The organism is Pseudoalteromonas sp. DSM 26666 (assembly GCF_900116475.1).
Taxonomy (GTDB): Bacteria; Pseudomonadota; Gammaproteobacteria; order Enterobacterales; family Alteromonadaceae; genus Pseudoalteromonas; species Pseudoalteromonas tetraodonis.
The window spans coordinates 102,644-128,450 of sequence record NZ_FPAR01000002.1 but is presented as its reverse complement, the minus strand read 5'-3'; the positions used below and the strand labels follow the sequence as shown (position 1 = coordinate 128,450).

The window sequence follows — 25,807 nt, the reverse complement described above, 5'->3', positions numbered from 1 at the left end:
GAACAAATGACAAAACGTATTTTAGAAAATAACGCGAATAAAAAGCCATTTATGCAATGGCTGTTATTGTTACTTGGCCCATGTGTCATGCTACTTACTTGCTTAGTTGAGCCGCCAGTAGGGATGTCGGAGGCAGCGTTTAAAACCGCAGGCTTAGCATTTTGGATGGCCTCGTGGTGGGTGAGTGAGGTAGTGCCTATTCCTGCTACTGCGTTACTCCCTTTAGTGATTTCGCCGATTGTTGATATAGCCGCGATAAAAAGTGTTGCAGCGCCTTATGCGCATCCGCTGATATTTTTATTTTTAGGTGGCTTTTTAATCTCAATAGCGATGGAGCGTTGGGGATTACACAAGCGTATTGCATTAAGAACTATGCTTTATGCAGGTAAAAAACCAAGCTTACAAATTTTAGCGATGATGTTAGTGACTGCATTTTTATCAATGTGGATGTCTAATACCGCTACCGCAGTAATGATGCTTCCTATCGCTTTATCTATTACCCATTTAGTTAAAAGCTCAGATCCTAGTAATGAAGGTTTCGGTAAAGCCCTTTTACTGTCGATTGCTTATGGCGCAAGTATTGGTGGTATTGCTACATTAATTGGTACTCCACCAAATGCATTAATGGCTGCGTACCTATCAGACAGTTATCAGATTGAAATTGGCTTTGCCGAGTGGATGATTGTTGGTGTGCCTTTAGCGCTCGGTATGTTGCTGATCAGCTGGATTTGGTTAACTAAATTCACTTATAAGGTCGATGCGAATGTACAAGCGAACAAGCGTATTGATACTAAAGCGGTATTCTCTTCACAGCTAAAAGACTTAGGCCTAATGCAACGTGCTGAAAAGGGCGTGTTGTTTGTATTTGTGCTTGCCGCTATTTGTTGGATATTTAGACCTTTATTAGGCGATGTTACCGGGCTTAAAATTTCAGATACCGGTATTGCTATTGCCGCTGCATTATTACTGTTTGTACTACCGGCAAATAAAGGCAGTGATGCGCGCATTTTAGATTGGGAAAGTGCCGCTAAAGTGCCGTGGGGTGTGTTGCTTTTATTTGGTGGCGGATTAACACTTGCCTCGCAAATAAAGTCATCAGGATTAGCTGACTACATTGCCAATATGATTGAAGGGGCGAGTACTATTCCATTAGTCATGAGCATTCTTGTTGTGGTTGCGCTGATTACGTTCTTAACTGAAATAACCAGTAATACTGCCACAGCAGCAGGCTTTTTACCACTGCTAGGCCCCGTTGCTGAGTCAGTAACAGGCAGTCCGTTAGTATGGGTTATTCCAGCTGCGATTGCGTGTAGTTGTGCGTTTATGATGCCAGTAGCCACACCACCCAATGCGATTGTGTTTGGCTCGGGTGAAATTAAAATGAAAGACATGATCCGTGCTGGCTTTGTGTTAAATATTGTCGCTATTGTTTTAATTACCTTAGTAACAATGACCATAGCAGCCCAGGTTTTTGGTTTTTAATAACCCACTTTAATCAACTAACAAAACAGATAACCGATGCACACAAAAAGCAGTGCATCGGTATGCGTTCCAACCAACCTGTTGAGTGTTTTTGCAATCCTTTTCCTCGTGTTGCAAAATCACTCTTTATTGCTCGAGTAACAGAACAAGGTTATAGTCTTGAAAACGTTATAAATCGGGTAGCCTATTTTGAACACTGACACATTATCTACAGGGTCTTTGCGTTCGCAATTTAATGAACTAAAGCATGCTTTTGAAGACACCCCTTATTTACCCATTGAGCAACGTCTTGCTTTACTCAAGAAAGTACGCGCTAACATTGTAACGTTAGAGCAAGACTTGATTGCTGCAGTATCTAAAGATTTTGGATACCGAACGGCGTTCGATACCTTAGTGGGGGATATTTTGCCCACCATGCAGGGACTTGCGCATATTATTAAAAAGCTACCTCGCTGGTCTAAGCCAAGTCAGCGCAGCGCGGGGTTAAGCTTATGGCCCTCAAAAGTAAGTGTCACCTATCAGCCTATTGGTGTGGTGGGTGTGATTGCACCATGGAACTATCCTATTCAACTAGCATTGGTACCTGTTATTACTGCGATTGCAGCGGGTAACAGGGTGATGTTAAAGCTCAGTGAATTTACGCCTAACACCAATGCCGTTATTGAAAAAATATTTGCAGGTGAATTAAGCCAACACTGCACAATTATTCAAGGTGGCAGCGACGTGGCGAGTGAGTTTTCATCATTGCCGTTTGCGCATTTACTGTTTACAGGCTCGACGGCTGTTGGCAAGTTAGTTATGGCTGCGGCCAGTAAAAATTTAACGCCGGTAACATTAGAGCTCGGCGGGAAATCGCCCGTTATTGTGTTAGAAAAAGCCGATGTAAATAAAGCCGCGCGTGCTTTATTATTTGGAAAAATGGCCAATGCAGGGCAGATATGTGTAGCGCCTGACTACGTGTTTGTTCCTAAAGCATTAGAGCATCAATTCATTAAAGCGCTTTGTACCCTTTATAAAAAACACTTTAAGCAAGGTGTAGAAGGCAAAAACCTGACCTCGATTATAAGTCCTGCACATTATCAACGTTTGCTAGGTTATTTAGAGCAAGCACAAGAGCAAGGCGCTAAAATTACTAAACCGCTTGAACAAAACCAGCAAGATGGCGAAAAGCATCGTATGGGTCTGCATATTGTTACGCACGTAACAGATGAGATGACATTAATGCAAGAAGAGCTATTTGGTCCCATTTTACCCATTATGAGTTACGACAAATTAGAGGACGTGCTTAATTATATTCGATTACGCGACCACCCATTAGCCCTTTACATTTTAGGTCAAGATAAACAGGCGCAACAGTACATTATTAAGCAAACACTTAGCGGAACAGTTGCGGTAAACGACACATTAATACAAGTAGCTGCCGATGATGTGCCGTTTGGTGGCGTGGGGCATTCGGGGATGGGGCATTATCACGGCAAAGAAGGTTTTCTCACCTTTAGCCATGCAAAAAATACCTTAGTCTCTGGCTCGGTTAACCCGCGCATTGGTTTATTACTTAAACAAAATAAATTACTGATCAAAGTGCTAAAGTGGCTTTATGTAAAATAGCCTGTAGCGTTTAAAACAAAAAAGCTGAATGAATCACTTCATTCAGCTTTTTTAATAGCTAACTTAAAACAGGCGTCCTTCGCCAGCATACGTTCCCGCTAAAATTTTGGTATAAATTGCATCGGCTTTTTCTTTTGCCTCAGCTACCTCTTTAGGAAGCATAGTACGTTCATCAAGTTTACGGCTGTGACTCGCTTGCATGTTGCCGTTATACTCGGCAATGGTATTCCACACATACGACATTTCAAGATTTTTTGGCATTCCTAAGCCTTCAAAATACATCAGTGCTAAATTAAACTGCGCCAATGTGTAATTATTAGCAGCGGCTTTTTCATACCATGTTCTGGCGGCTTTATAATCTTGGCTAACACCATCGCCATTTGCGTACATTACACCTAAGTTATACTGTGCTGCGGGAAGGTTCTTATTTGCTGCTTTTTCAAATAAGGTTATGGCCATTTGTTTGTCTAATTTAACGCCATTACCTTCATCATATAAAACCGCAAGTGCAAACATTGAATCTACATGGTTTTTCTTTACTGCTTGTTGGTACAGCTCAGCTGCTTTGTAATAATCACGGGTAACGCCATGGCCACCTTCGTATAGCTTACCTAATTCGTAAATACCCGGTGCATAGCCTTTGTCAGCTAAATAATTAAACTCTTTAAGTGCTTCTTCAAATTCACCCGCATTAGCAGCTCTGATCCCTTCTTCTAGTCCAGCATGGGCAAGAGGGGTAGCGAGCATAATACCGGCCAGTAGCAGTGCTTTAAAATTAGACTGTGACATAAGCATGTCTCCAAATTAGTTGTCGTTCTATGTAAGCGCCATAAAAGAAAACTTACCTAGTGAATCTATTAGGGATAGGTAAAAAATTATGAGCTAAATTAATAACGCCAACGTTTATAACCTAGGTATACAAACGTATTAACAAGTAGCTTTAACTATAGCTCAAAAATTCTAAACTTAAGCATATAGTCATGATATAAATTGCGTTAGCTTGCGATTCTATAGAAAAATGAAAAAAATAAAAGCGAGCAATAGCTTACATAATTACTTATGATGATTTTTGACATCCAAAGCATCATAAAACGGGGTCTGTTAATGTTAAATAATTTAAAAAATATAAAACTAAGCAAAATTATTTTTATAACCAGTTTATTGTTTATTGCCAGTTGTTCTACCTCCTTTGCTTATAACAATCTTGCTTGGCTGTCTTCGTTTTGGATAGACGATTATGTCGACTTAAATAAAAGCCAATCAACGCAGTTAAAAGTAATTATTAATAACACTCGAGATTGGCACCGAGAGGTTGAGTTACCAAAATATAAAGCCGATTTACTCGACTTAAGGCAGTTGCTCGATAAACAAGCCGATACAGCGCAGTTAATGGCAAAAATAACGCAGGTAAAGCAGCATTGGCGCAATTTACTTTTGTACGCGAGTGATCCCTTAATTGAGCTGGCAAAAACGTTAACTCCATCACAACGTAGTGAAATGGTAGAAAACATTCGCGATCAAATTAATGACGAAATAAAAGAGCACGCTTCATTAACCAAAGAGGAGCATCAGCAGTCTCGTTTAGACAGGCAACTAGACTATTACGAACAATGGCTTGGTAAGCTCACCTCAGAGCAGCGAACGCTAGTGTCACAAGCCAACAGTGAATATATCAGTACCAGCAATTTATGGTATGACTATAAACTAACTCGGTTAGGTGCACTTGAAGCGCTTTTTAATCAGCAAATCCTTGATGATGCCCAATTTGCGCAGCAGTTACACACTATCATTACAGAACGAGAGCTGTTTATGAGTGCTGAACTCATTGAGAGAAATGAGGAAAATTTAAGGGCATACGCACAGTTGCTGGTTAAATTAAATCAAACCTTAAGCCCTAAACAAATCGCACATGTTGATGAGGAATTTGCTGACTTGGTTGGGACAGTTAATGAGCTGCTTACAGAATAGCTGCATTTAACCAATCCTTTTTGCTTATTTTAAAGGGGGTTGTTAAGCATAAAATTGTGATTATTGCATTTCAGGGTTAATATAAACCATTAGTTTTGATTTAAGTTTTTTATGGATATAGCCGCTCTTAACAGTACAAAAATATTACGTAAGCATGTCTTAAAATGGATGTGTTTATTTTTTGGTTTGCTGTCATTTATTTTTGCTGTGTTTAACCTATCAAAAAATCATTTTTATATTGTAGGCGGCTTAGAGGTGTGTTTTTCCGCACTTTGTTTTTATATTTTTATACAATTGGTTAAAAACAAGCAACGAAACTGGTATGCCATAACGGTTTGTATGACTGTAACGCTCGTTATACTATGTGGAACCTTTTTGGCACCACTTAAAAATGGCTTGTTTTTGTGGGCGTTTTCTTTACCCATTTTGTATTATCTACTTCTTGGTCGAAAATACGGTATTGTGTTATCGGCCACACTTTTGGTTATGCAATCATCAGTGTTGCTTTATAAATTACCAAGCCCTTATTTTTCCTCTTTTAACCTAGCGCTCAACTTACTGTTTATTTATATTATTATATGGGTCATTTCTCATGTTTTTGAAGGAAATAGGGCCGAATTTTCGAAGCGACTTAAAAACTTGGCTTTACTTGATCCTCTCACGGGAGCAGGAAACCGTTTATCTATGAGCCATTATTTTGAAGTGGAGATAAAAGACAAGTCACAGTTGTACTTGTTTTTAATTGATCTTGACCACTTTAAACAAATAAATGATGAATACGGCCATGATGTAGGAGATAAAGTGCTGGTTGAGTTGGCAACTCTATTTAGGATTACTTTTGCAAAAGGGTATGTGTTTAGGGTGGGGGGTGAAGAATTTTCTTTAATGAGCAATTTTGATAGTGCACAATCCGCGCTGGCAATGGCTGAAAATCTTAGACAAGCCGTTGCAACTAAATATATTGAAGCCAATGGTATAACCATAAATTTAACAGCCAGTGTGGGCGTAGTTAAGTACCAACAACAAAATTTGGCTGAATTAATAGCGCAAGCAGATAAGCAGCTTTATAAGGCAAAAGATGCGGGGCGCAATGCGGTTTTTTCTGATATTAACCTCTGTGCAGATGCGGCTTAATACATTTGATCAAAATTAGGAATACTGTTTTCCCAAATCGGTCTTTCTTTGCCAATGTATTCACGCACGGCATCAAAAAACAATCGTGTTCTTACCGGTAAATCTCGGTGTGGGTATACAGCATACATTGCACTGTGTTCCATTAATTTTACATCGGTAAGTAAGGGCACCAGTTGCCCATCAATCACTTCTTTATCTAAAATAAATGCCGGCGCTAAAAAGTAGGTGGTGCCAGAGAGGGTTTTCATCAGTAATACTTCTGCATCGTTTGCTCTAAACACACTTTTTATTTTTTGCTCGCAGTGCTCGCCAGTGTGGTTATAGTAATTTATGCCTTCTACCCGCAGTGAGTTGCTGGCATAACTGGCCGCTGGCAATTGTGCCAAATCAGTGATTGTTATTGGCATACCGTATGTTTCTATAAACGCTGGCGCGGCTAATAGTAACAGACGATTACGGGCAATTTTACGAGCAATTAATGATGAGTCTTTGGGTTCACCCACTCTAAACGCTAAATCAAATCCTTCAGATACAATATCAACCAGTCGGTCATCTAAACGCAGTTCTACTTCCACTTGTGGAAAGCGTTTTTGGAAATCGTTGATCACTGGCTGTAAGTAGCGTCGACCTATTAAAGTAGATGCGGTCACTTTTAATACGCCGCGAGGCTCTTGGTGGTAGTTTTCTGCCATGCGCACCGTTTCGCCAAGCAGGCTTCGCAGCTCACCCGCTTTTTTTATCATTTCAGCGCCCGCTGCTGTAAGAGAGAATGAGCGGGTTGTTCTGTTTAATAGTCTTACCCCAAGTTCATCCTCTAACCGACTAATTTGCTTAGAGATTACTGAGCGGTCAATATTGCGTATTTCGGCTGCTTTTGCAAATGAGCCTTGCTCTACCACTTCAAGCAGCATTAATAGTCGACTGGTTGTATCCATTATTTCATCACTTAGTGAGTATTGATGCCATTTTGGCACTAATGAATTTAAAAATCTATTGTTTTTGTCATCAAGTATGTTCCGTATTATGCAATGCTAAATTAAAAGGAGCGTCGTTATGAACAAACACTTAATTGCTACAGCACTATCTGTTGCATTAATCACACTGGCCGGTTGTGCCGATGAAAGTACAGCGCAATCAGCCCCCGCACAGCAACAACAAGCTATTGATGTAGCCGAAGTCTTGGTTAAGCCAGTTCAAAGTTGGCATACCTATACAACACGCTTAGAGTCACCGCAAAAAGTGGCATTAATGCCGCGTGTATCCGGCATTATTGAGCAAATTGAATTTAAAGAAGGGGATAGCGTTAAACAAGGCGATGTATTATTTCGTTTAGACGATCGCTCATTCGCTGCAACCGTTGACAGTTTAAGCGCTCAGGTAAAAAGTGCTCAAGCAGCACTTGAACAAGCAAAAAGCGAAGCATCGCGTGCGGTACGCTTAACTGAGCGAAAAGCCATTTCGACTGAGCAAGCACAAGCGCGTACATCGACTCTGCGTCAGCGTGAAGCACAACTTGCTGCACTGCAAGCGCAGCTTAAAGCTGCAAAGCTCGATTTAGAGTTTACGTCAGTGGTTTCTCCTATTGATGGCGTGATTTCTCGCGCAAATATTACCAAAGGTAACAACGTACTTGCAGGGCAAAGCGTGCTTACTTCAATTGTTTCTAATGACAAAATGTACGCTTACTTTGATGTAGATGAACGTACTTGGAATAGCGCATTTGACGAAGTAACAGCTGCAAGCAAACAGCCTGTTGTAATGCAAAAAGTAGGGCAAGACGATTTTAACTATAGCGGCCATATTAACTTTATAGATAATCAAATTAACGCATCTACAGGCACTTTAAGAGTACGTGCGATATTTGATGATCGCAGTAATGAGCTGCGTTCGGGCTCATTTGCACGCATTAAGTTAGCTGCTAATGCAGTGCGTGAAACTGTCATTATTCCAGACAGAGCCATAGGCACAGATTTAAAAAATCGCTTTGTGTTAACGGTAGGCGAAAATAATGTGCTGCAATATAAATTGGTTACTGTAGGTGAGCGCTATGGATCGTTGCGAGCCATCACATCAGGACTTGAGCAAGGCGATATTATTGCTGTAAACGGCCCTGCTCGTGTAGGACCCGGTATGCCGATATCACCAAATAAAGTGGCAATTAATACCCAAGGCGTGGCATTTACGCTAAGTGCTAACCCTGCCGATTTAGTTGCTAAGCAATAAGGTTATTAGATGAAATTTTCACACTTTTTTATACAGCGACCGATTTTTGCGGCCATGCTGTCGTTGATTATTTTAATTGCAGGTAGCATTTCATTATTTCAGCTGCCTGTCAGTGAATACCCAGAAGTCGTACCACCGACAGTGGTTGTGACTGCCAGTTATCCAGGTGCGAACCCGACGGTTATTGCACAAACAGTGGCAACACCGCTTGAGCAAGAAATAAATGGCACCGAAAACATGCTGTATATGTTTTCACAAGCAACCAGTGACGGACGTATGACGCTCACGGTGACATTTGCGTTAGGCACTGATTTAGACCGTGCCCAAGTGCAAGTGCAAAACCGAGTAAATAGTGCGCTGCCGCGTTTGCCACAAGAAGTGCAACGTTTAGGGGTTGTTGCTGAAAAATCATCACCCGATTTAACCATGGTCGTGCATTTATATTCACCCCAAAACAGCCATGACACCGCGTATTTATCAAATTATGCCGATTTAAATATTAAAGATGAAATAGCGCGTTTACCTGGTGTGGGTGATATTCGTTTATTTGGTGGCGGTAAATATGCAATGCGAGTTTGGCTTAACCCCGATGCGCTAGCATCACGTGAGCTTACTGCAAGTGACGTGGTCAATGCACTGCGCTCTCAAAATCAGCAAGTTGCAGCAGGTAGTTTAGGTGCGCAACCGATTTCAAATGACAGTCAGTTCCAAATTCTATTAAACGTCAAAGGACGCCTTAATAGCATTGAAGAGTTTAAACAAGTCATTATTAAAGTTGGGGAGCAAGGGCAGCTTACGCGTTTGTCAGACGTGGCACGTGTTGATTTAGGCCAAGATTCTTATGCATTGCGTGCTGAGCTTGATAATCAACCCGCTTTAGCGATGCCAATATTTCAACGCCCAGGGTCAAATGCCATTGAGCTCTCTGATCAGGTGCGTGAAACCATGGCACGTTTATCAAAAGACTTTCCTGCAGGTGTTGAATACGACATTGTTTATGATCCAACGGTATTTGTTCGTGGTTCAATTGATGCGGTGATCGCCACTTTACTCGAAGCAATCGTGCTGGTGGTGATTGTGGTTATTGTATTTTTACAAACCTGGCGCGCATCTATTATTCCATTAATTGCGGTGCCTATTTCACTCATTGGTACGTTTGCCGTAATGCAGTGGCTTGGAGTGTCTATTAATACCTTATCGCTATTTGGTTTAGTACTGGCAATCGGTATTGTGGTTGATGACGCAATTGTGGTTGTAGAAAATGTTGAGCGAAACATAGAAGATGGCTTATCACCGCTTGAAGCCACCCGCGTGGCAATGACGGAAGTAACCGGCCCTATTATTGCGATTGCATTAGTATTATGTGCGGTATTTATTCCGACGGCTTTTATTACTGGGCTTTCAGGGCAGTTTTATAAGCAATTTGCATTAACCATTACGATTTCAACGGTAATTTCGGCGTTTAACTCATTAACGCTGTCGCCAGCACTGGCCGCTTTATTGTTAAAATCACATGATGCCGAGCCTGATGCGTTTACCCGCGTACTTAATAAATTATTTGGCCGTTGGTTATTTCAACCTTTTAACCGCGTGTTTGACCGTGGTGCTAAAGGGTATGAAAAGCTGGTACAAAAGCTTATTCGTATGAGCGTTGTGGTTATGGTTGCGTATATTGCTTTAGTTGGCGGTACGATTAAATTGTTTGATGCAGTACCGGGCGGCTTTATTCCACAACAAGATAAGCAATACTTAGTCGCTATTGCGCAGTTACCTGACGCTGCCAGTTTAGACCGTACAGAAGCGGTGGTAAAACAAATGCAGCAAATTGCATTAGAGGTCCCTGGGGTTGCGAACACGGTAGCGTTTCCTGGTCTTTCAGTGAATGGTTTTACTAATAGCCCAAATAGCGGCATCGTATTTACGCCACTGGCGCCTTTTGCAGAGCGTACTGATCCGAGTATGTCAGCTTCGGCTATTGCAGCGCAACTAAACCAACATTTTGCGGCCATTGATGAAGCCTTTGTCGCTGTGTTTCCGCCACCGCCAATTCAAGGCCTTGGCACTACAGGTGGCTTTAAACTGCAAATAGAGGATAGAGCTAACAAAGGCTTTGAAGCCTTATTTAACAGTTTGCAATCAGTGATTGCTGCGGCGCAAAAAGATCCAGCGTTAATGGGGCTGTATTCAAGCTTTAGAATTCAAGTACCACAAATGGATATTGATATTGACCGTGAGCAAGCGCTTATTCAAGGCATTCCATTAGATGAAGTGTTTAACTCGTTGCAAATTTATTTAGGCTCAGTGTATGTAAACGACTTTAATTTGTTTGGTCGTACTTATCAGGTTAATGCCCAAGCTGATGCTGATTTTAGGGTTGATCCAGAGCAAATACTAAACCTAAAAGTGCGTAATCGTGCCGGTAATATGGTGCCACTAGGCTCAGTATTAACGGTAACGCCTACTATTGGTCCTGATCGTGTAATGCATTACAACGGCTACCCAAGTGCAGAGCTTAATGGCAGCCCAGCGCCTGGTTATAGTTCTGATCAAGCGCAATTGGCGATTGAAGCTGTACTAGCAAAAACATTGCCTACTGGCATTGAATATGAGTGGACTGAGGTAACGTACCAGCAAGTATTAGCCGGTAATACCATGGTGTATGTATTCCCTCTGGTTGTATTACTCGTGTTTATGGTACTGGCCGCACAGTATGAAAGCTTACGTTTACCACTGGCCATTATTTTAATTGTACCTATGACTATTTTCTCAGCGTTATTAGGAGTGTGGTTTGTAGGTTCAGACAACAACATATTTACCCAAATAGCGTTGATTGTACTGGTCGCATTGGCTTCTAAAAATGCCATCCTTATGGTGGAATTTGCTAAAGATAAGCATGACACTGGGTTATCGCACCTTGAGGCGATGTTAGCGGCGTGTCGATTACGTTTACGCCCAATTTTAATGACATCAATTGCCTTTACCGCAGGTGTTATACCGCTTGTATTGGCAACCGGTGCTGGAGCAGAAATGCGTCATGCCATGGGTAATGCGGTGTTCTCGGGTATGATTGGTGTAACTGTGTTTGGACTATTATTTACACCGGTGTTTTATATGCTGGTGGTAAAAAAGCCGCGCGTTGAGGAGTCTTCACATGACTAAATTTAACCTAAGCGCCCTTAAATTATCGCCATGGCTGAGTTCTGTATTAGCGGTTGCTGTGTTATCAGGTTGTGCGAGTAAAATTGACACAGCCGCTCAGCAACAACAGGTTAATGAGTTTGTTGCCAAGGCAATATCTGCAGAGCAATTTATGGGTGAAGATGAGCAAAACTGGTGGCACAAGCTGGGCTCAGCGCAGCTAAACCAACTGGTGAGCAACGCACTTGCTAATAATTACGACTTACAAACTAGTCAGCTGGTATTAAAAAGCGCTTTGGCGCGTATTGGCGAGCAACAAGCGCAATACTTACCGCAAGGAGGTATTGAGATTGGTGCAAAGCGAAGCGGGCTAGGCGATACCAATAGCCGACAATCAAGTGCTAATGTAGCACTTGATTGGCAGCTCGACTTATTTGGTCGAATTACTGCGCTAGTCGATGCCGCGAATTCACAAGCAATGAGCCAAGCTGAGCAAGTTAGGTTATTGCAAATTGAAGTGGTGTCGGCTGTGGTTAAAGGCTTTGTGAGTTATCAAGGTAATCTGCAAAAGCAGCAAATTATTGAGATGCAAATAGAAGCGCTTGAACAAAGCATTCAGGTGCTACAGGCCCAAGTTGATGAAGGTGTGGCTAATGAGCTCGACTTAAACCGCACTATGGCGCAACTTAGACAGCAGCAAGCCTTGGTGCCGGCAATTGAATATGCCAAGTACCGTGACTTATCTACTTTGGCCGTATTAAGCGCGCAAACTACGCAATCACTGAGTATTAATGATGAACGTACTATATTAACTAAGGCTTTTGCGGTGTCATTGGCAAAGCCTAATGATGCAATAGCATTAAGACCTGATATAAGTCGTGCTTTATTTGATTTTAGCCAAGCAAATAGCCTGAGTGTAGCAGCCAGCAAAGCTTTATTGCCGGATATTAGCTTAAGCGGCTTTGCAGGCGTGTTAAGTTTAGGGAGCAACGGTTTTAGTGATACCCAGCAGCAATGGCAAGTAGCGCCGCAATTGCAGTGGTCATTATTAAGTTACCCTGCGCTTTTAGCACAACGCGATGCGCAGCAGTTTTTAAGCCAAGCGGCGTATACTGACTACCAGCAAGTGGTATTAAAAGCGATTAACGAGAGTGAACTTTCTCTGCAATTATTGGTCAATCAAGCACAGCAATCGCGCTTTGCTGATGAGCGTTATCAATTTGCTAATAATGCATTTTTACAAGCACAAGCAATGTACGAAGAAGGGCAAATTCCTTACTTAGAGTTGTTAGATGCGCGTCAGGATGTTTTAATAGCGCAAGAAAATGCCGTTGATTCAACTATTTCATCGCTACTTGCCAAGGTAAATGCCTACCAGTCATTTAATGGGCGATGGAGTTACGCGTTAAGTAATACTAACAAGTAGAGTTTTTGATGCCTAATACTGCAGATACAAACCCAAATACTATTCCTACATTAATGCGCTCTATTGTGTTATATGAGCCCAATGAGGATATTAACTTATCGGATACTCAGTTACCTGTGCCTCAGTGCACAGGGAATGAGTTATTAGTAAAAGTAGAGTACGTTGGTTTAAACCCGGTGGATGCACAATTTGCCAAGTCTGGCTTTTGTACGTGGCAATACCCGCATGTTTTAGGCTTGGATGCAGTGGGAACAGTGGTTAAAGCGGGTAAAGGTATTTTTCCTGGGGTAGGGGAGCGTGTTATGTGGCACGCCAGCGTAGGTGAGCAAGGGGTACTGAGCGAATACGCAAAAGTACCTAATTATGCGGTGTCTATTATTCCCAAGCAATTAGCCAGTGAAAAAGCTGCTACTTTACCCTGTGCCGGAATGGCGGCATTGATCAGCTTAGATAAACTATCAGTAACTGAGGGCGATACACTTTTTGTTGAAGGTGGTGCTGGCGCTGTAGGGCAATTTGCTATTCAGTTTGCCAAGCAGCGCGGTGCAGATGTATTTACCACCGCCTCTAAGCGCAATCATAAGTTAGTTAAGCAACTCGGCGCCGATGTGGTCTTTGATTACAACGATAAAGCCTTATGTGACAAAATTCGTCGAGAGTTAGGTCCACAAGGGTTTGACGCTGTTATTGATATTATGGGTGGGGAATCGACCATTCAAAATATCGAACTAATGCGTTTTTGTGGTCGTATTGCTTGTTTAAATCCACTCCCTAACTTTGAACAGCAGCTAATGTATCGGCGTGCGCCTAATATTAGTATTGTCTCCTTAGGAGGTGCGTGGCTAGCTAACAGCTTATGTGCGCAGCAGCGGATGAGTTTCATGGGCAATTTGTTGCTTGAAACGGTAGCAAATGGCGAGATAATTCCTCCAAAAGTTTTAGCTGTTGATTTTAATGCAAACGCTGTTTCGGCTGCATTAAATAACCAGTTAGCAGGTGGGTTTACTGGCAAACAGGTGGTTAAAATTAGTTAGACTCGATTTAATCTCTCGCTTTTAAAAAACGCAGCTTAATTTTAAGCTGCGTTTTTTGTTTTTAGCTTCTCCTAAAACAGGCTTTGATTGCCTTGGTGGTCTGAATTATTAATTTTTTAACAAAAAAATTAATTTTCAGCGTACAAGTGTAAGGCTTTCTATTTCAACAGTTTACGTTCAGGTAAAGAAAATAAATTGCAAAAACTGTTAATTAATTGAATAGAGTAATTGATCTAAAGCGATTTTTATGACGTAATGTAGGTATTATTTATCTGGTCGGATGAGTTCGTTATGAGTTTACGTACAAAATTAAAAAAAGTATTACCAAGCATTTCAGTTACTGAGCAAGAAGCGCTAGACGCTGGCGATGTATGGCTAGAAGGGTCTATCTATCGAGGTAAACCAGATTTCAGCGCGCTACGCGACGTACCTGCGGCTAAATTAACCGCAGACGAGCAAGCGTTCCTAGATGGCCCAGTACAAGAATTACTTGGCATGATTGACGATTCAGTCATTCAAAATGGTATTCATTTACCAAACGACATTTTAGAGTTTTTGAAAAAAGAGCGTTTCTTCTCGCTGATCATCCCTAAATCGTTTGGCGGTTTAGAGTTCAGCCCATACGCTAACTCAACAATTGTAGGTACTATTGCGACTAAGAGTTCAGCGGTTGCGGTAACGGTAATGGTACCAAACTCGTTAGGCCCGGGTGAGTTACTTCTTCACTTTGGTACAGAGGAGCAACAGGCACACTACTTACCACGTCTTGCAAATGGTACAGACATTCCATGTTTCGCATTAACAAGCCCAGAAGCAGGCTCTGATGCAGGCGGTATTCCAGATGTAGGTACCGTAACTAAAGGTATGTACAACGGCGAAGAAGTACTCGGCTTAGAAATCACATGGGACAAACGCTACATTACACTAGCACCTATTGCCACTGTACTTGGTTTAGCGTTTAAAGTGGTTGACCCTGATGGTTTACTAGGTGGTAAAGAAAACCTAGGTATTACCTGTGCACTTATTCCAAAAGAGCACCCTGGTGTAGAACTTGGTAACCGTCATGATCCTATGGGTATCCGTTTTTACAACGGTACTACACGTGGTAACAAAGTATTTGTACCAATGGACTTTATTATCGGTGGTCAGAAAAACATCGGTCGCGGTTGGCAAATGCTAGTTAGCTGTTTAGGCGCAGGGCGTGGTATTTCATTACCAGCATTGGGTGTAAGTACAGCACAAGTTGCATTTAAATCAGCTTCTGAGTACGCAGCAGTGCGTGAACAGTTTGGTTTATCAATTGGTCAATTTGAAGGTATTCAAGAAAAGCTAGCTGACATTGCAGGTAAAACATACCTACAAGAAGCAATGCGAGTACTGACAACTGAAGGTTTAGGCATGGGCTTAAAACCATCGGTAGTGACTGCAATCGCTAAATACCATATGACAGAGCTTGGTCGTGATGTACTTGATTCAGCAATGGATATTCAAGCAGGTAAAGCGATTCAAAACGGTCCACAAAATACATTAGCGAGTGGTTATGTAGCGCAGCCTATTGCCATTACGGTAGAAGGTGCAAACATTCTTACTCGTAACCTGATGATCTTTGGCCAAGGTGTTATGCGTTGTCACCCATACTTACAATCTATGGTTGAGTCTATCCACAGCGATGACAAAAACGCAGATGCAGAATTTAATGGTATTTTACGTAAAACAATTGGCTACAGTACAGCAAATAGCTTACGTGCATTCCGTTTAGGTGTATTACCGTTTACTGCTGGTGCAAACTCGGCACTACCGGAAGTACGTGACTACGAAAAAGCAGTGCATAAACTATCAGCTAAATTAGCTGTGTATGCTGACTTCTCGTTACTAGTACTAGGCGGTAAGTTAAAGCAAGCTGAAATGCTTTCAGCACGCTTAGGCGATGTAATGAGCTTCTTATATGCAGCTATGGCATCTATTAAGTATTACGAGCAAAAAGTAGCAAGTAGTGAGCGCGAGCAAGCGGCTCCTTACTTCCATTATGCGACTCGTTTTGCATTACAAAGTGCTGAAGAAGCATTGCACAAGTTCCTAGATAACTTCCCTGCAAGTGGTACTCGTAAGTTCATTCGTTTCATTACTATGAATTACTCAACTAAAATGCCAAAAATCAGCGATGATTTAATTCGTGAATTAGCGAAACAAGCTCAGCTTGATACAGCATTTAAAGCGCAAATTACCCATTTAGTTAAGCCAATTGAAGGTGATGGTCATCACATCAACGAGCAAGCTTACAAAGCTAAAATGGCATCACTTGAGTTATTAGCAAAAGTGAAAAAAGCGCTACGTGCTAAAACCTTTAAGCCGGGTACGCGTTTTTCAATCACGCTTGAAAATGCACTTGCTGCAAAAGTAATTAACGACGCTGAATTTGTTCAGTTAAGTGATTACAACAAAAAACGTGAAAAAGCGATTCGTGTTGACGAGTTCGACTTCGATATGAACATCCTAGACGACAACGCACAGCCAGTTAATCCGCTTAAAAGCGTGGTTAACCAGTAAAATTCAATAATGCAAAGCGCCTGCAGTTTAGGCGCTTTTATTGAGTAAAAAATTAGTGTGGAGCCCTGCTTGAGTAATATTAAGCGGGGCTTTTTTATGGGTGCAATTTAAACTCATAACTAATGACGACTAATTTAATGGTACAGGACATTATTAAACGTCGTTTTAGTGTATTTTATCAATGGGTGGTAAATAACCTACGTAATTACTTGTTTACATTGGAGTTGTTTAGTGGAATTATTGAGCGTACTTAATATACGCCGTTTTGGGGTGTTATAAACCCCCAAAGTGGTGGTTAAGAAGCTGTTATGTTTACAAGGAGGTTTTATGGAAGCACCATGGAACGGAGAAAAAGTTAATTTGTTTATTCGCTCTTTAGCAATAATATTTATCATTTGTGCACTTATTGCGTTTAGTAGTTTGCTATTTGCGTTATTTGAGAGTGGTGAAATCACTCTCAATATCCTAGATTTTAGGTCTGTATTCGGTATGCTGGCAGCTCCATATTGCTTCCTATTGTTTTTAAAAGTAGCGGTAACAGGTCATGCGCCAAAGTCATGGATTCCATGGAAGTAGTGCAAACATAACAAGGGTTTTCAAGACGGACAAATTACAGTTGGCTTTTTGTTCGTTCCTCTCTTATTTTAGCCAACTGCAATTTGCCGCTTAAAACGGCGTTATGTTTTAGGGAGAAATTATGATTTATACGACAACGGAAACTGTTCCTGGCAAGGAAATCGAAGCTGTATTGGGCATCGTCAATGGCAACATGGTTCAGTCTAAACATGTTGGTCGAGATATCATGGCTGGTTTAAAAGGTATTGTGGGCGGCGAACTCAAAGGCTATACCGAGATGTTAATGGAAGCTCGAAATATAGCGGTAGAACGATTAATAGAAGATGCAAAAAAGTTAAATGCCGATGCAATAGTAGGAATACGATTTACAACTAGCTCAGTTACTGATGGGGCATCAGAAATATTAGTATTTGGCACAGCAGTTAAACTTCGAACATAACAAACAATTTAAGCAGATTCGAAACGCTTGGCATTTTTGGTTTGAATCGGTTTTGGTGTTTACGGCACAATGGTTTAGGTGTTGTGGTCGCGTAACTCACTACTTAATTGGGCGTTGTACGCTACTTAACATTCAAAAAATAAGGATATTTATGAAAAAAACTATTGTAATCATTGTCGCCACATTTCTTTTTGGTTGCTCTGCAACGCCAAATCTTTCAACTGAAGCAATTGAAGTTCAAGCCGAAAATTTGAACCAGCATTGGGAAATGAAATCAAAATCTTTCAGCTTCCCTTCCCCCAGAAATGTAGCAAAGCGACCCGACGGCTATGTGAAGGTCCGGTACTTAATTGATTCGAATGGTAAGGTATTTAATCCAGAGATAGTTGAATCGGTACCAAAAGGTGTTTGGGACGATCAAGGTTTGAAAGCTGTAAATCTAATAGAGTATAAGCCATCTCAATCGAACACCAATAAAAAACCTGTGTACGTGACGACGGAATTCCATTTTGGCAGCACCGTATAACAAGTCAATAAACCCACTCACTTCGTTCGCTGGGACGCATACACGCGGGGCGGCTTCGCCATTATGCCCCACGTGCCTGCGCCCCCGTTATTGAAAAGTTAGATACCTAAATGGAGTTTAGATGAATATTCAAGTTTTTAGACCAAAACAATTTGTGGATATGGCGAGAGACTATAAGTTGTTTGCGGATGACGTAGAAGTTGCCACTATAAAAAGAGGGGTTACGCAAACAGTAAACATCCCTGATTCAACTAAAAATATTCAAGCGAAAATAGATTGGTGTTCAAGCCAAACCTTTCCTGTAGCCTCTATTACTGACAAAGGAATTATTATTAAAAATTCTTTCGGTAGTAATATATTCAAATTGCTTTTTTTAACTATTTATTATGTCAGTTTCGGTAAAAGCAAATATCGAACTAAAGCAGACACCCATCTTTAATTTTGTACTTAAAATGGTTTCAAACTATGCTTTAGGCAGTATGGATAAATAAGCAGGGTGTTCTATGGCAATTGCAAGAAAGCGTCAGGTTAGTTTGGCTGATACGCGATATTATCACTGTATTTCACGCTGTGTACGCCGAGCCTTTTTATGCGGAGAAGACCATTTTACAGGTCAGTCTTATGAGCACCGCAGAAGCTGGGTTGAAGATAGGTTACTTGCACTAGCGAAGGTATTTTGCATAGATGTGTGTGCTTATGCTGTGATGAGTAATCACACTCATTTAGTACTGTATGTAGATGATAAAAAGGCTAATAGGCTAAATGACCAAGCCATTATTATTCGTTGGCATAAAGTGTGTAAAGGCACGTTATTAACGCAAAAATACCTGCAAGGTGAAAAACTCACTAAAGCAGAGCTTATCTTTTTCAATCAAACAGTAAAACAATACCGAGAGCGGCTATCTAGCATCAGTTGGTTTATGCGCTTGTTAAATGAAGATATTGCGCGCAAAGCGAATAAAGAAGACAACTGCACTGGTCGATTCTGGGAAGGGCGCTTTAAATCACAGGCCTTGCTAGATGAAGCCGCACTAGCTGCTTGCATGGCGTATGTAGATTTAAATCCAATTAGGGCAAAGATAGCCAGCACCCCAGAAGAATCAAATCATACCAGCGTGAAAAAGCGATTAGAAAGTGCAGCAACAGGCAAGCAGCCTAAAAGTTTATTACGTTTTGAAGGCTTACCACGCCAAATCATGCCAAAAGGCCTACCTTTTGAACTTAAATCCTACCTTGAACTCGTTGAATTAACAGGCCGTGTTATAAGAGAAGACAAGCGGGGGCACATTGACAATACATATCTTCCTTTACTAGAGCGAGTCAATATTAGCCCTGAGAACTGGCTTAAATTGACGACACAATTTACGCGTGTGTTCCATGGTGCAGTCGGTAGACCTTCTTCACATGAAAGCTATTGTGAAAATTTAGGAAGAAAGCGGCGAGCAAACATGAGTAACTGCGAAAAATTACTCGCATAAAGCTTAATCAATCAAATACTTAAACTTACTGTATAGAGCAGGTATTTCCATGTCTGTCATTTAAGTTTTACAACGATATTTACTTATTTAAAGCTGAAACCAGTCTTTTAAAGTTGCAAGAAACTAAATGCAGAGATTAATAGTGAATTTTGTGACACAGGTTCAATAGGTCGTTAAGATGGGTGTCATCATATGATAACCAAAGGCTGTTCAAGACGTCCAGTCGCCTCAATAGTGACGCGCGTTACGGGGTGTTTTTTTAAGATTTGAATGGCGTGTTTAATGCCACTTTGATTGTTTTCTACAGTAAAGTAAATGTCTAAAGGCCTGATATAAATATCGAGTTGTTTTTTACCTGTATCGACACCGACGTTAATTTCATTTTGATTATTTTTTGTATTCATAATAAGCTGACTCTGCCTTGCTATTCGGGCTCGAGGCTCCGTTGACTATCCGAGTTTAATGCTTGGAGTTTATACAGCGTTCTAACTTGTTACCGGTCTCTCAATAGAGGAGTCTTCAATCAATCGAACTACTGTATAAAAGGCTTTGGTTGCAGCCAAAGCTTGGGCCTCACATTACCCGAACTAGGTTAAAATAATAATTAATTTATGGGTTTATTATCCATACAAGTCAGTTAACTTCGCGCCTTCGGCGCCAGACGCAGCAAAGCTGCTCCGGTCATTGAAGCGTTATGTTTTAGGGGTGAAATGAAGAAAATACTTCTTATCTATATATCAACAGTCTTAATAGGAATCGTAACCGCGATATTCGCCAGTAATTTTGTATTCAATAAAGCATTCAAGTTTTACGCACAGAATGAAGAAGTTAAGCTTTTTGTTACGAACCTAGGTTACCAAGTATCCCTTGACCGCGCAGCTTCAAATATCGAAAACACACTTGCTGGCGATCAGGAAAAAGTTTACGAAGAAAATTGTGAAACCATTGAGATTTCAATAGAAATGATTGAAAGAATGCTACCGCATCTGGAATCTGTGAGTGGAGATATTGAGTCATCTTTACGCAAAGGTAAAAAGCTACTAAACCAGATGATAGAAGATGGTTATTGTGAGTTGTATGAGAAAAAAACATAACAAGTGCAATCAGGCAGGGACAAATGCTCGTTGGCCAAACAAACGGCCAAAGCGCTTCCATTAGCCCTGTTGCAAGGTGTTATATGAAATTAGGAGAAGATTTGTGTTGAAAAGGATGTCTTGGATTTTGCTGGTTTGTACATTCGGTGCCCATTCAGGTGAAGAGGTACTTTCCATTGATAGAGTTGTACCTAATAGTTTTGATTTGGTCTTTCCAAATGAATCAAACATTCAGCCAGAGCTGAGTGATTTTAGTGTAAATAATTTTGTATTAATGAGTAATGATTCTGGTGAGCGTTGGGCGGTAGTAACTTTGACTAATATGGCATCAGGTCGACGAAGTCTAACTAACAAACACCTAATGGCTATCGTTGCAGATGGGCAGCGAATTGCGCCATTGGAGTTTTTACAATCATTCAAAGCAGATGAGACACTATCGTTAACCATCAACTTTGGTGAAAGTAAGTTTCCTTTGCTATCAATCTATTCAAGGTCTGGCAAATAACAAACACATCAAAATGCTCGCAATCTCGCTAGGATATCAAAACTACACGGAGATTGAGTTTGGGCTTGGCCAAGTTTAACTAAATCGCCGTTACGTTTTAGCCCTTTATACGGGCTTATTTGCACAAGGAGGCAAAGTGAATATCAGACATATTTTATTACTCGTTATCATCTTATTTATATCTGGTTGTACTACGTCAGGCCAGCTTTATTATATTGATGCTAAAGGTAATGAGAAACTTGGTTGTGATGTAGAATTTGTAGGTATGCCAAGTGTTGATAAATTTGCTGTTGAATATGCTTTAAGCCTTTGCGCTAAAAGCATTGTTAAAAAAGGCGGCGTTATTCAGGAAAAACACCTTTTAATGGTTGATACAGCTATTCCCTTAGCTCCATGTGAAAAGGCTTGGACTCACGAATTAGCTAAGCAACAATATCAGGCTAAAAAGTTAACTAAGAAAGAGTATGGCTATATTGTTGCAAATATAGATTTAGGTTTAGCAACGGTCAACAAGTGCACATAACAGGCGCTTTGAGCGCGGAACTGCTAACAGTTGACTCAGTTTCGCTTCGTTACATATTTTAGCCAACAATTATCAGCCCATTATCCGGGCTTTAGGTTTTCATCAAAATATGGAGTTTTATTTTAATTATGGAAGAATCAGTTCAAGTCAAAAATAATGAAGATAGTATAGAGAAATCTCGAAGTGTAGAAAAAAATAAAATCCAAAATGAAACTATTACAACAGAGTTACATTTTGAGTTGTTAAAACAGTATGCATGGCTATCCTCAGCAATAATAGGTGCTGTTGTTATACTCATTCAATTAAAAGTACTTACCTTTGGCTCAAAGATTTATATTCCTTTAGGTTGTTTTTGTTTTTCAATTCTTAACTCTTTAATTGCTCAAGACTATATAGTTGAGTCATTAACAAAAGGTAAAACTATTTATGACATCTCAAAAAAAGTATATATATTGCGCAACTTCTCTATATTTGGTTTAGGGCTTGGCGTAGGGTTACTTGCTAATAGCTTTATTTAGTCAACAAACACATTAAGCAGAATAAAACAGTTGGCTTTTGTTCCTGCGTCTCTAATTTTGCCAGCTATTGTATTGCCTTTTTTGGGGCGTTAAATACCTAAATGGAGTTTAGATGAATATTCAAGTTTTTAGACCAAAACAATTTGTGGATATGGCGAGAGACTATAAGTTGTTTGCGGATGACGTAGAAGTTGCCACTATAAAAAGAGGGGTTACGCAAACAGTAAACATCCCTGATTCAACTAAAAACATTCAAGCGAAAATAGATTGGTGTTCAAGCCAAACTTTTCCTGTAGCCTCAATTACTGACAAAGGAATTATTATTAAAAATTCTTTTGGTAGTAATATATTCAAATTGCTTTTTTTAACTATTTATTATGTCAGTTTCGGTAAAAGCAAATACTTATCGGTAACAAACGGTATTTAGTAAGAATATTCAAACGAAAAAAAACCGTTGGCTGTTTTCACACTGTTTAATATTTTAGCCAACTATTTCAAGTCTGTTTATATTGGCGTTTTACGAACTAAGGAAAGTTATGATTAAATCAATACTGATAATATTTACATTGTTTTTAGCTAGTCTTGCTACCGCTGAAGAGTTTACTGATGTGTCTGAGCTCACAGAGCGCTTGGAAGATGACATACCAAAGATTTTAGATAAACACAAAGCTCCTGGTGTTGCACTTGCATTTGTCAATGGAAATAGAGTTCTAGAGTTTCGAACCTATGGTTTTGCCGACGTAGCAGCCAAAACTGAGATTACCCAAAGCACAATGTTTAACGTAGGGTCTATTTCTAAGCTGGTTACTGTTTGGGGAGTAATGCAACTTGTAGCTCAAGGCAAAGTCGATTTAGATGCGCCAATAAACCAATACCTCAAACGTTGGCAGATCCCTAAGTCTGAGTTTAACGCAAAAAAAGTAACATTGAGAAATATCTTATCTCACACTTCAGGCTTGTCACTTGGCCCATATACAGGCTGGGAGTCTCCAGAAAAGTTAACATCTATAGTTGACTCACTAAATGGCAATAACAATGGCGCCGGATCTGTTGAACTTATTCATGTGCCCGATACAAAATGGTCTTATTCTGGTGGTGGGTATTCAGTGGTGCAACTTTTAATTGAAGATGTGTCAGGCATGGCATTTGAAGACTATATGCAGCAATACGTGTTTAAGCCTCTAAATATGAAGGATTCTACTTTTAACATTACTAAAAAAGTTATCAAAAAGTCGGCAACACCTTACGATAATTCCGGCAAAGTCACGGGCATGGTTTATTTTAATGAGAAAGCAGCTGCTGGTTTACAGACAACGCCAATAGACTTAGCACGCTTTAATATGGCTGTGTTGCGCAACAACGATGGTGATTATAATGGTTTAGGGTTGCTACCAGAAAAATTAATTGATCTGATGATAAAGCCCGCGCCAAACACTAATGGGCGCTGGAGTATGAGCTATGTTGTTGACGCAAAGAATAGCAGTCTTGGCTTTGCTGGATTTAATCGTGGTTGGGTCTCGCTATCACGCTCTATCACTGACCTTAACTTTGGTTATGTGATTTTAAGTAATAGTAGTATTGGCGCAGTGAATAATGACATTGATAGTCTTATCCTTTCTATTGTTAAACAAAGCCATAACTAAAATGGATACAACAAAGTATTTCAGCGGGTAAAGCGCTCAATTCGACGATAAGTTTGTAATGGCATAGTTAATTTTGCCGCCCATTCAAAAACTAGCATTCGTTTTTTACATACAGGGTTGTGAAAAAACATACAGAGCTTTTTACTAAGACCTTTTATTAAAAACACCGTCTAATGTTAAGCTAACTAAAATTTAGCAACCTAATATGGCTATGTCTTTTTATCTTCCATTACTTACCCCGCATTTTCAACGTATAGCTATTGGCGAAACCCTAACCTCGCTTTGGAGTGGCTGTGGTCAAATTGTGAAGTGTCAACTTGATGAGCAAGCCTGTGTGATTAAAGCGATTAAAGTACCCGATCATATTAATCACCCTAAAATTAAACAAAGCAGCTTTGCGCTTAATAGAAAGCGTGACTCTTACCACGTTGAATATACGTTTTATCAGCAATTTAGCCATAAACTGCCCAAGCAAGCGGCAGCTATTGAATGCATTAAAGCAATCAACAAAGGCGATGAATTTGCCTTGGTGTTTAAAGATTTTTCAAAGCTGGGATACACCCAAGCAACCACCGAGAATATAAAAGCCATATTAAAGTGGTTGGCACATTTTCATGCCTTTCATTTAAATGCCTTTCATTTAAATACAAAGTTTGATGGTTTATGGCAGCAAGGAAGTTATTGGCATTTAGATACACGCCCTGATGAATTTAATAACTTACCTAAAAAGTCCGATATTAAACAGGCAGCTACTCAATTAAATAACGCGTTAAAGCAATGTGACTACCAAACGTTAATTCATGGTGATGCCAAGCTTGCTAATTTTGCCGCTAATAGCCAAGGGCATATACTCGGTTATGACTTTCAATATGTAGGTGCGGGTGTTGGGGTGGTAGATGCTATGTATTTTATGACCAGTTGTTTGGACGATTCTGAGCTTCACAAACACGCACAAACTTACCTCGATTATTATTTTAGCCAATTGAAGCATGTTCTGAGTGACTATCAACCGCATATTAATGCTGATGATGTTGTTACACAATGGGCTAAATTATGGCCAGTAGCATGGACAGACTTTTACCGGTTTTTACTTGGGTGGAGCCCCGAGCATAAAAAAGTTAACGGCTACATGCATGCTCAGGTAAATAATTGGTTAGCCAGTAACAACTCATAAACACAAAAAGTTGAACAGTTGTGGCTAAATTAAATATTTAGGCACGAACTATGAAATCAGGGCTAAAATTAACAGTCAAACGGCCTGTTTTAATATAAAATACGTCAAATTTTTTATCACTAGGTTTATTACTATGGCTATTCACGTTATTTCTCACCCCCTTGTTCAACATAAGTTAGGTTTAATGCGCGCGCATGGAATTAGCACGAAAAGTTTTCGCGAGTTGTGTTCAGAAGTTGGCACATTATTAACTTACGAAGCCACTAAAAACCTAGAATTAGAAGATAACGAAATTACAGGTTGGGACGGTAATAAACTTAAAGTTGAGCATATTAAAGGTAAAAAAATTACCGTCGTGCCAATTTTACGCGCAGGCCTTGGGATGATGGACGGCGTAATGCAATTACTCCCAGCAGCTAAAGTGAGTGTAGTGGGGTTAGAGCGTAACGAAGAAACACTTGAGCCAGTACCTTACTTTGAAAAGCTAGTAGGTAATATTGATGAGCGTTTGAGCTTAGTGATTGACCCTATGCTGGCTACTGGTGGCTCTATGATCGCCACCATCGATATGCTTAAAAAAGCGGGCTGTAAAGAAATTAAAGTAATCGTACTGGTTGCTGCGCCTGAAGGCGTTGAAAAAACATTAGCCGCTCACCCAGATGTAGAGATTTTTACTGCCTCAGTTGATAGCCACCTCAATGAAAAAGGCTATATTATCCCAGGATTAGGGGATGCAGGTGATAAAATTTTCGGTACGGTTTACTAGGGTTT

At 40.3% G+C, this 25,807-nt stretch carries 24 protein-coding genes and 1 pseudogene; 22 read left to right on the top strand and 3 right to left on the bottom strand.

Going from position 1 to position 25,807, the window contains the following annotated elements:
* Nucleotides 1–6 precede the first annotated feature (6 nt).
* On the top strand, nt 7–1,482 hold the full coding sequence (locus BM380_RS04565) for an SLC13 family permease (RefSeq protein WP_090493200.1): 1,476 nt from the start codon (nt 7–9) through the stop codon (nt 1,480–1,482).
* Between the two features lie 189 nt (nt 1,483–1,671).
* On the top strand, nt 1,672–3,090 hold the full coding sequence (locus BM380_RS04560) for a coniferyl aldehyde dehydrogenase (protein WP_090493198.1): 1,419 nt from the start codon (nt 1,672–1,674) through the stop codon (nt 3,088–3,090).
* Nucleotides 3,091–3,153: 63 nt separating this feature from the next.
* Here BM380_RS04560 and BM380_RS04555 read toward each other — a convergent pair whose 3' ends face one another.
* Nucleotides 3,154–3,879, bottom strand: coding sequence for a tetratricopeptide repeat protein (locus BM380_RS04555; RefSeq protein ID WP_013463177.1), 726 nt, complete (start codon nt 3,877–3,879; stop codon nt 3,154–3,156).
* 315 nt (nt 3,880–4,194) lie between these two features.
* Between BM380_RS04555 and BM380_RS04550 the strand changes: the two genes are divergently transcribed.
* Both BM380_RS04550 and BM380_RS04545 read left to right on the top strand, forming a co-directional pair.
* Nucleotides 4,195–5,058, top strand: coding sequence for a DUF6279 family lipoprotein (locus BM380_RS04550; RefSeq protein ID WP_090493196.1), 864 nt, complete (start codon nt 4,195–4,197; stop codon nt 5,056–5,058).
* Nucleotides 5,059–5,169: 111 nt separating this feature from the next.
* Nucleotides 5,170–6,192, top strand: a complete 1,023-nt coding sequence (locus BM380_RS04545) for a GGDEF domain-containing protein (protein WP_028834104.1) — start codon at nt 5,170–5,172, stop codon at nt 6,190–6,192.
* Here BM380_RS04545 and BM380_RS04540 read toward each other — a convergent pair.
* Nucleotides 6,189–7,127, bottom strand: a complete 939-nt coding sequence (locus BM380_RS04540) for a LysR family transcriptional regulator (RefSeq protein WP_013463180.1) — start codon at nt 7,125–7,127, stop codon at nt 6,189–6,191. The two genes, BM380_RS04545 and BM380_RS04540, sit on opposite strands and share 4 nt — an antisense overlap.
* A 118-nt stretch (nt 7,128–7,245) precedes the next feature.
* Here BM380_RS04540 and BM380_RS04535 point away from each other — a divergent pair, with 118 nt between their 5' ends.
* The 10 genes from BM380_RS04535 (at nt 7,246) to BM380_RS04490 (ending at nt 19,579) form a co-directional block, all read left to right on the top strand.
* The gene (locus BM380_RS04535) at nt 7,246–8,415 is read left to right on the top strand and encodes an efflux RND transporter periplasmic adaptor subunit (protein WP_090493194.1); all 1,170 of its coding nucleotides are present in this window, start codon (nt 7,246–7,248) and stop codon (nt 8,413–8,415) included.
* A gap of 9 nt (nt 8,416–8,424) precedes the next feature.
* Nucleotides 8,425–11,574 (top strand): efflux RND transporter permease subunit, encoded by a 3,150-nt coding sequence (locus BM380_RS04530; protein ID WP_090493192.1) that lies wholly within the window; start codon nt 8,425–8,427, stop codon nt 11,572–11,574.
* A complete protein-coding gene (locus tag BM380_RS04525; RefSeq protein ID WP_090493191.1) occupies nt 11,567–12,979 on the top strand; it encodes a TolC family protein in 1,413 nt (470 codons plus the stop codon). Before BM380_RS04530 ends, BM380_RS04525 begins: the two co-directional genes overlap by 8 nt.
* 8 nt (nt 12,980–12,987) lie before the next feature.
* Nucleotides 12,988–14,013 carry a zinc-binding dehydrogenase gene (locus tag BM380_RS04520; RefSeq protein WP_090493189.1) on the top strand — a complete coding sequence of 342 codons (1,026 nt, stop codon included), beginning with the start codon at nt 12,988–12,990 and terminating at the stop codon, nt 14,011–14,013.
* A gap of 291 nt (nt 14,014–14,304) precedes the next feature.
* Nucleotides 14,305–16,560 carry an acyl-CoA dehydrogenase gene (locus BM380_RS04515; protein WP_013463185.1) on the top strand — a complete coding sequence of 752 codons (2,256 nt, stop codon included), beginning with the start codon at nt 14,305–14,307 and terminating at the stop codon, nt 16,558–16,560.
* Between the two features lie 327 nt (nt 16,561–16,887).
* The gene (locus tag BM380_RS04510) at nt 16,888–17,136 is read left to right on the top strand and encodes a hypothetical protein (RefSeq protein ID WP_033017643.1); all 249 of its coding nucleotides are present in this window, start codon (nt 16,888–16,890) and stop codon (nt 17,134–17,136) included.
* A gap of 121 nt (nt 17,137–17,257) precedes the next feature.
* The gene (locus BM380_RS04505; RefSeq protein ID WP_054201227.1) at nt 17,258–17,575 is read left to right on the top strand and encodes a heavy metal-binding domain-containing protein; all 318 of its coding nucleotides are present in this window, start codon (nt 17,258–17,260) and stop codon (nt 17,573–17,575) included.
* A gap of 151 nt (nt 17,576–17,726) precedes the next feature.
* Nucleotides 17,727–18,101 carry a TonB family protein gene (locus BM380_RS04500; protein WP_090493187.1) on the top strand — a complete coding sequence of 125 codons (375 nt, stop codon included), beginning with the start codon at nt 17,727–17,729 and terminating at the stop codon, nt 18,099–18,101.
* A 121-nt stretch (nt 18,102–18,222) separates the two neighbouring features.
* On the top strand, nt 18,223–18,540 hold the full coding sequence (locus BM380_RS04495) for a hypothetical protein (RefSeq protein ID WP_090493185.1): 318 nt from the start codon (nt 18,223–18,225) through the stop codon (nt 18,538–18,540).
* 64 nt (nt 18,541–18,604) lie between these two features.
* Entirely contained in the window at nt 18,605–19,579 is a 975-nt protein-coding gene (locus BM380_RS04490) for a transposase (RefSeq protein WP_090493183.1), read from the top strand.
* Between the two features lie 194 nt (nt 19,580–19,773).
* Here BM380_RS04490 and BM380_RS04485 read toward each other — a convergent pair.
* Nucleotides 19,774–19,983: pseudogene (locus tag BM380_RS04485) on the bottom strand (IS110 family transposase); the annotation flags it as partial.
* A 306-nt stretch (nt 19,984–20,289) separates the two neighbouring features.
* On the opposite strand from BM380_RS04485, the gene BM380_RS04480 reads away from it, so the two are divergent.
* The 8 genes from BM380_RS04480 (at nt 20,290) to upp (ending at nt 25,802) form a co-directional block, all read left to right on the top strand.
* On the top strand, nt 20,290–20,673 hold the full coding sequence (locus tag BM380_RS04480) for a hypothetical protein (protein WP_090493181.1): 384 nt from the start codon (nt 20,290–20,292) through the stop codon (nt 20,671–20,673).
* Nucleotides 20,674–20,788: 115 nt separating this feature from the next.
* On the top strand, nt 20,789–21,178 hold the full coding sequence (locus BM380_RS04475) for a hypothetical protein (protein ID WP_090493179.1): 390 nt from the start codon (nt 20,789–20,791) through the stop codon (nt 21,176–21,178).
* Nucleotides 21,179–21,314: 136 nt separating this feature from the next.
* Nucleotides 21,315–21,701 carry a hypothetical protein gene (locus BM380_RS04470; protein ID WP_090493177.1) on the top strand — a complete coding sequence of 129 codons (387 nt, stop codon included), beginning with the start codon at nt 21,315–21,317 and terminating at the stop codon, nt 21,699–21,701.
* A 128-nt stretch (nt 21,702–21,829) separates the two neighbouring features.
* On the top strand, nt 21,830–22,219 hold the full coding sequence (locus BM380_RS04465; RefSeq protein WP_090493175.1) for a hypothetical protein: 390 nt from the start codon (nt 21,830–21,832) through the stop codon (nt 22,217–22,219).
* 112 nt (nt 22,220–22,331) lie between these two features.
* Nucleotides 22,332–22,646, top strand: a complete 315-nt coding sequence (locus BM380_RS04460) for a hypothetical protein (RefSeq protein ID WP_016899706.1) — start codon at nt 22,332–22,334, stop codon at nt 22,644–22,646.
* A gap of 109 nt (nt 22,647–22,755) precedes the next feature.
* Nucleotides 22,756–23,862, top strand: a complete 1,107-nt coding sequence (locus tag BM380_RS04455) for a serine hydrolase domain-containing protein (protein ID WP_090493172.1) — start codon at nt 22,756–22,758, stop codon at nt 23,860–23,862.
* Nucleotides 23,863–24,073: 211 nt separating this feature from the next.
* The gene (locus BM380_RS04450; protein WP_175527451.1) at nt 24,074–25,036 is read left to right on the top strand and encodes a protein kinase family protein; all 963 of its coding nucleotides are present in this window, start codon (nt 24,074–24,076) and stop codon (nt 25,034–25,036) included.
* Nucleotides 25,037–25,169: 133 nt separating this feature from the next.
* Nucleotides 25,170–25,802, top strand: coding sequence for a uracil phosphoribosyltransferase (gene upp, locus BM380_RS04445; RefSeq protein WP_008115315.1), 633 nt, complete (start codon nt 25,170–25,172; stop codon nt 25,800–25,802).
* The last annotated feature ends 5 nt before the right edge of the window (nt 25,803–25,807 follow it).

Excerpts from the sequence above, each read along its gene's own strand:
- BM380_RS04490 (WP_090493183.1), top strand. The coding sequence starts at position 18,605 with ATGGCAATTGCAAGAAAGCGTCAGGTTAGTTTGGCTGATACGCGATAT.
- BM380_RS04510 (WP_033017643.1), top strand. The coding sequence starts at position 16,888 with ATGGAAGCACCATGGAACGGAGAAAAAGTTAATTTGTTTATTCGCTCT.
- BM380_RS04505 (WP_054201227.1), top strand. The coding sequence starts at position 17,258 with ATGATTTATACGACAACGGAAACTGTTCCTGGCAAGGAAATCGAAGCT.
- BM380_RS04460 (WP_016899706.1), top strand. The coding sequence starts at position 22,332 with ATGAATATTCAAGTTTTTAGACCAAAACAATTTGTGGATATGGCGAGA.
- BM380_RS04555 (WP_013463177.1), bottom strand. The coding sequence starts at position 3,879 with ATGTCACAGTCTAATTTTAAAGCACTGCTACTGGCCGGTATTATGCTC.
- BM380_RS04535 (WP_090493194.1), top strand. The coding sequence starts at position 7,246 with ATGAACAAACACTTAATTGCTACAGCACTATCTGTTGCATTAATCACA.
- BM380_RS04545 (WP_028834104.1), top strand. The coding sequence starts at position 5,170 with ATGGATATAGCCGCTCTTAACAGTACAAAAATATTACGTAAGCATGTC.
- BM380_RS04520 (WP_090493189.1), top strand. The coding sequence starts at position 12,988 with ATGCCTAATACTGCAGATACAAACCCAAATACTATTCCTACATTAATG.
- upp (WP_008115315.1), top strand. The coding sequence starts at position 25,170 with ATGGCTATTCACGTTATTTCTCACCCCCTTGTTCAACATAAGTTAGGT.
- BM380_RS04450 (WP_175527451.1), top strand. The coding sequence starts at position 24,074 with ATGTCTTTTTATCTTCCATTACTTACCCCGCATTTTCAACGTATAGCT.
- BM380_RS04475 (WP_090493179.1), top strand. The coding sequence starts at position 20,789 with ATGTCTTGGATTTTGCTGGTTTGTACATTCGGTGCCCATTCAGGTGAA.
- BM380_RS04465 (WP_090493175.1), top strand. The coding sequence starts at position 21,830 with ATGGAAGAATCAGTTCAAGTCAAAAATAATGAAGATAGTATAGAGAAA.
- BM380_RS04455 (WP_090493172.1), top strand. The coding sequence starts at position 22,756 with ATGATTAAATCAATACTGATAATATTTACATTGTTTTTAGCTAGTCTT.
- BM380_RS04515 (WP_013463185.1), top strand. The coding sequence starts at position 14,305 with ATGAGTTTACGTACAAAATTAAAAAAAGTATTACCAAGCATTTCAGTT.
- BM380_RS04500 (WP_090493187.1), top strand. The coding sequence starts at position 17,727 with ATGAAAAAAACTATTGTAATCATTGTCGCCACATTTCTTTTTGGTTGC.
- BM380_RS04480 (WP_090493181.1), top strand. The coding sequence starts at position 20,290 with ATGAAGAAAATACTTCTTATCTATATATCAACAGTCTTAATAGGAATC.
- BM380_RS04550 (WP_090493196.1), top strand. The coding sequence starts at position 4,195 with ATGTTAAATAATTTAAAAAATATAAAACTAAGCAAAATTATTTTTATA.
- BM380_RS04530 (WP_090493192.1), top strand. The coding sequence starts at position 8,425 with ATGAAATTTTCACACTTTTTTATACAGCGACCGATTTTTGCGGCCATG.
- BM380_RS04525 (WP_090493191.1), top strand. The coding sequence starts at position 11,567 with ATGACTAAATTTAACCTAAGCGCCCTTAAATTATCGCCATGGCTGAGT.
- BM380_RS04565 (WP_090493200.1), top strand. The coding sequence starts at position 7 with ATGACAAAACGTATTTTAGAAAATAACGCGAATAAAAAGCCATTTATG.
- BM380_RS04540 (WP_013463180.1), bottom strand. The coding sequence starts at position 7,127 with ATGGATACAACCAGTCGACTATTAATGCTGCTTGAAGTGGTAGAGCAA.
- BM380_RS04495 (WP_090493185.1), top strand. The coding sequence starts at position 18,223 with ATGAATATTCAAGTTTTTAGACCAAAACAATTTGTGGATATGGCGAGA.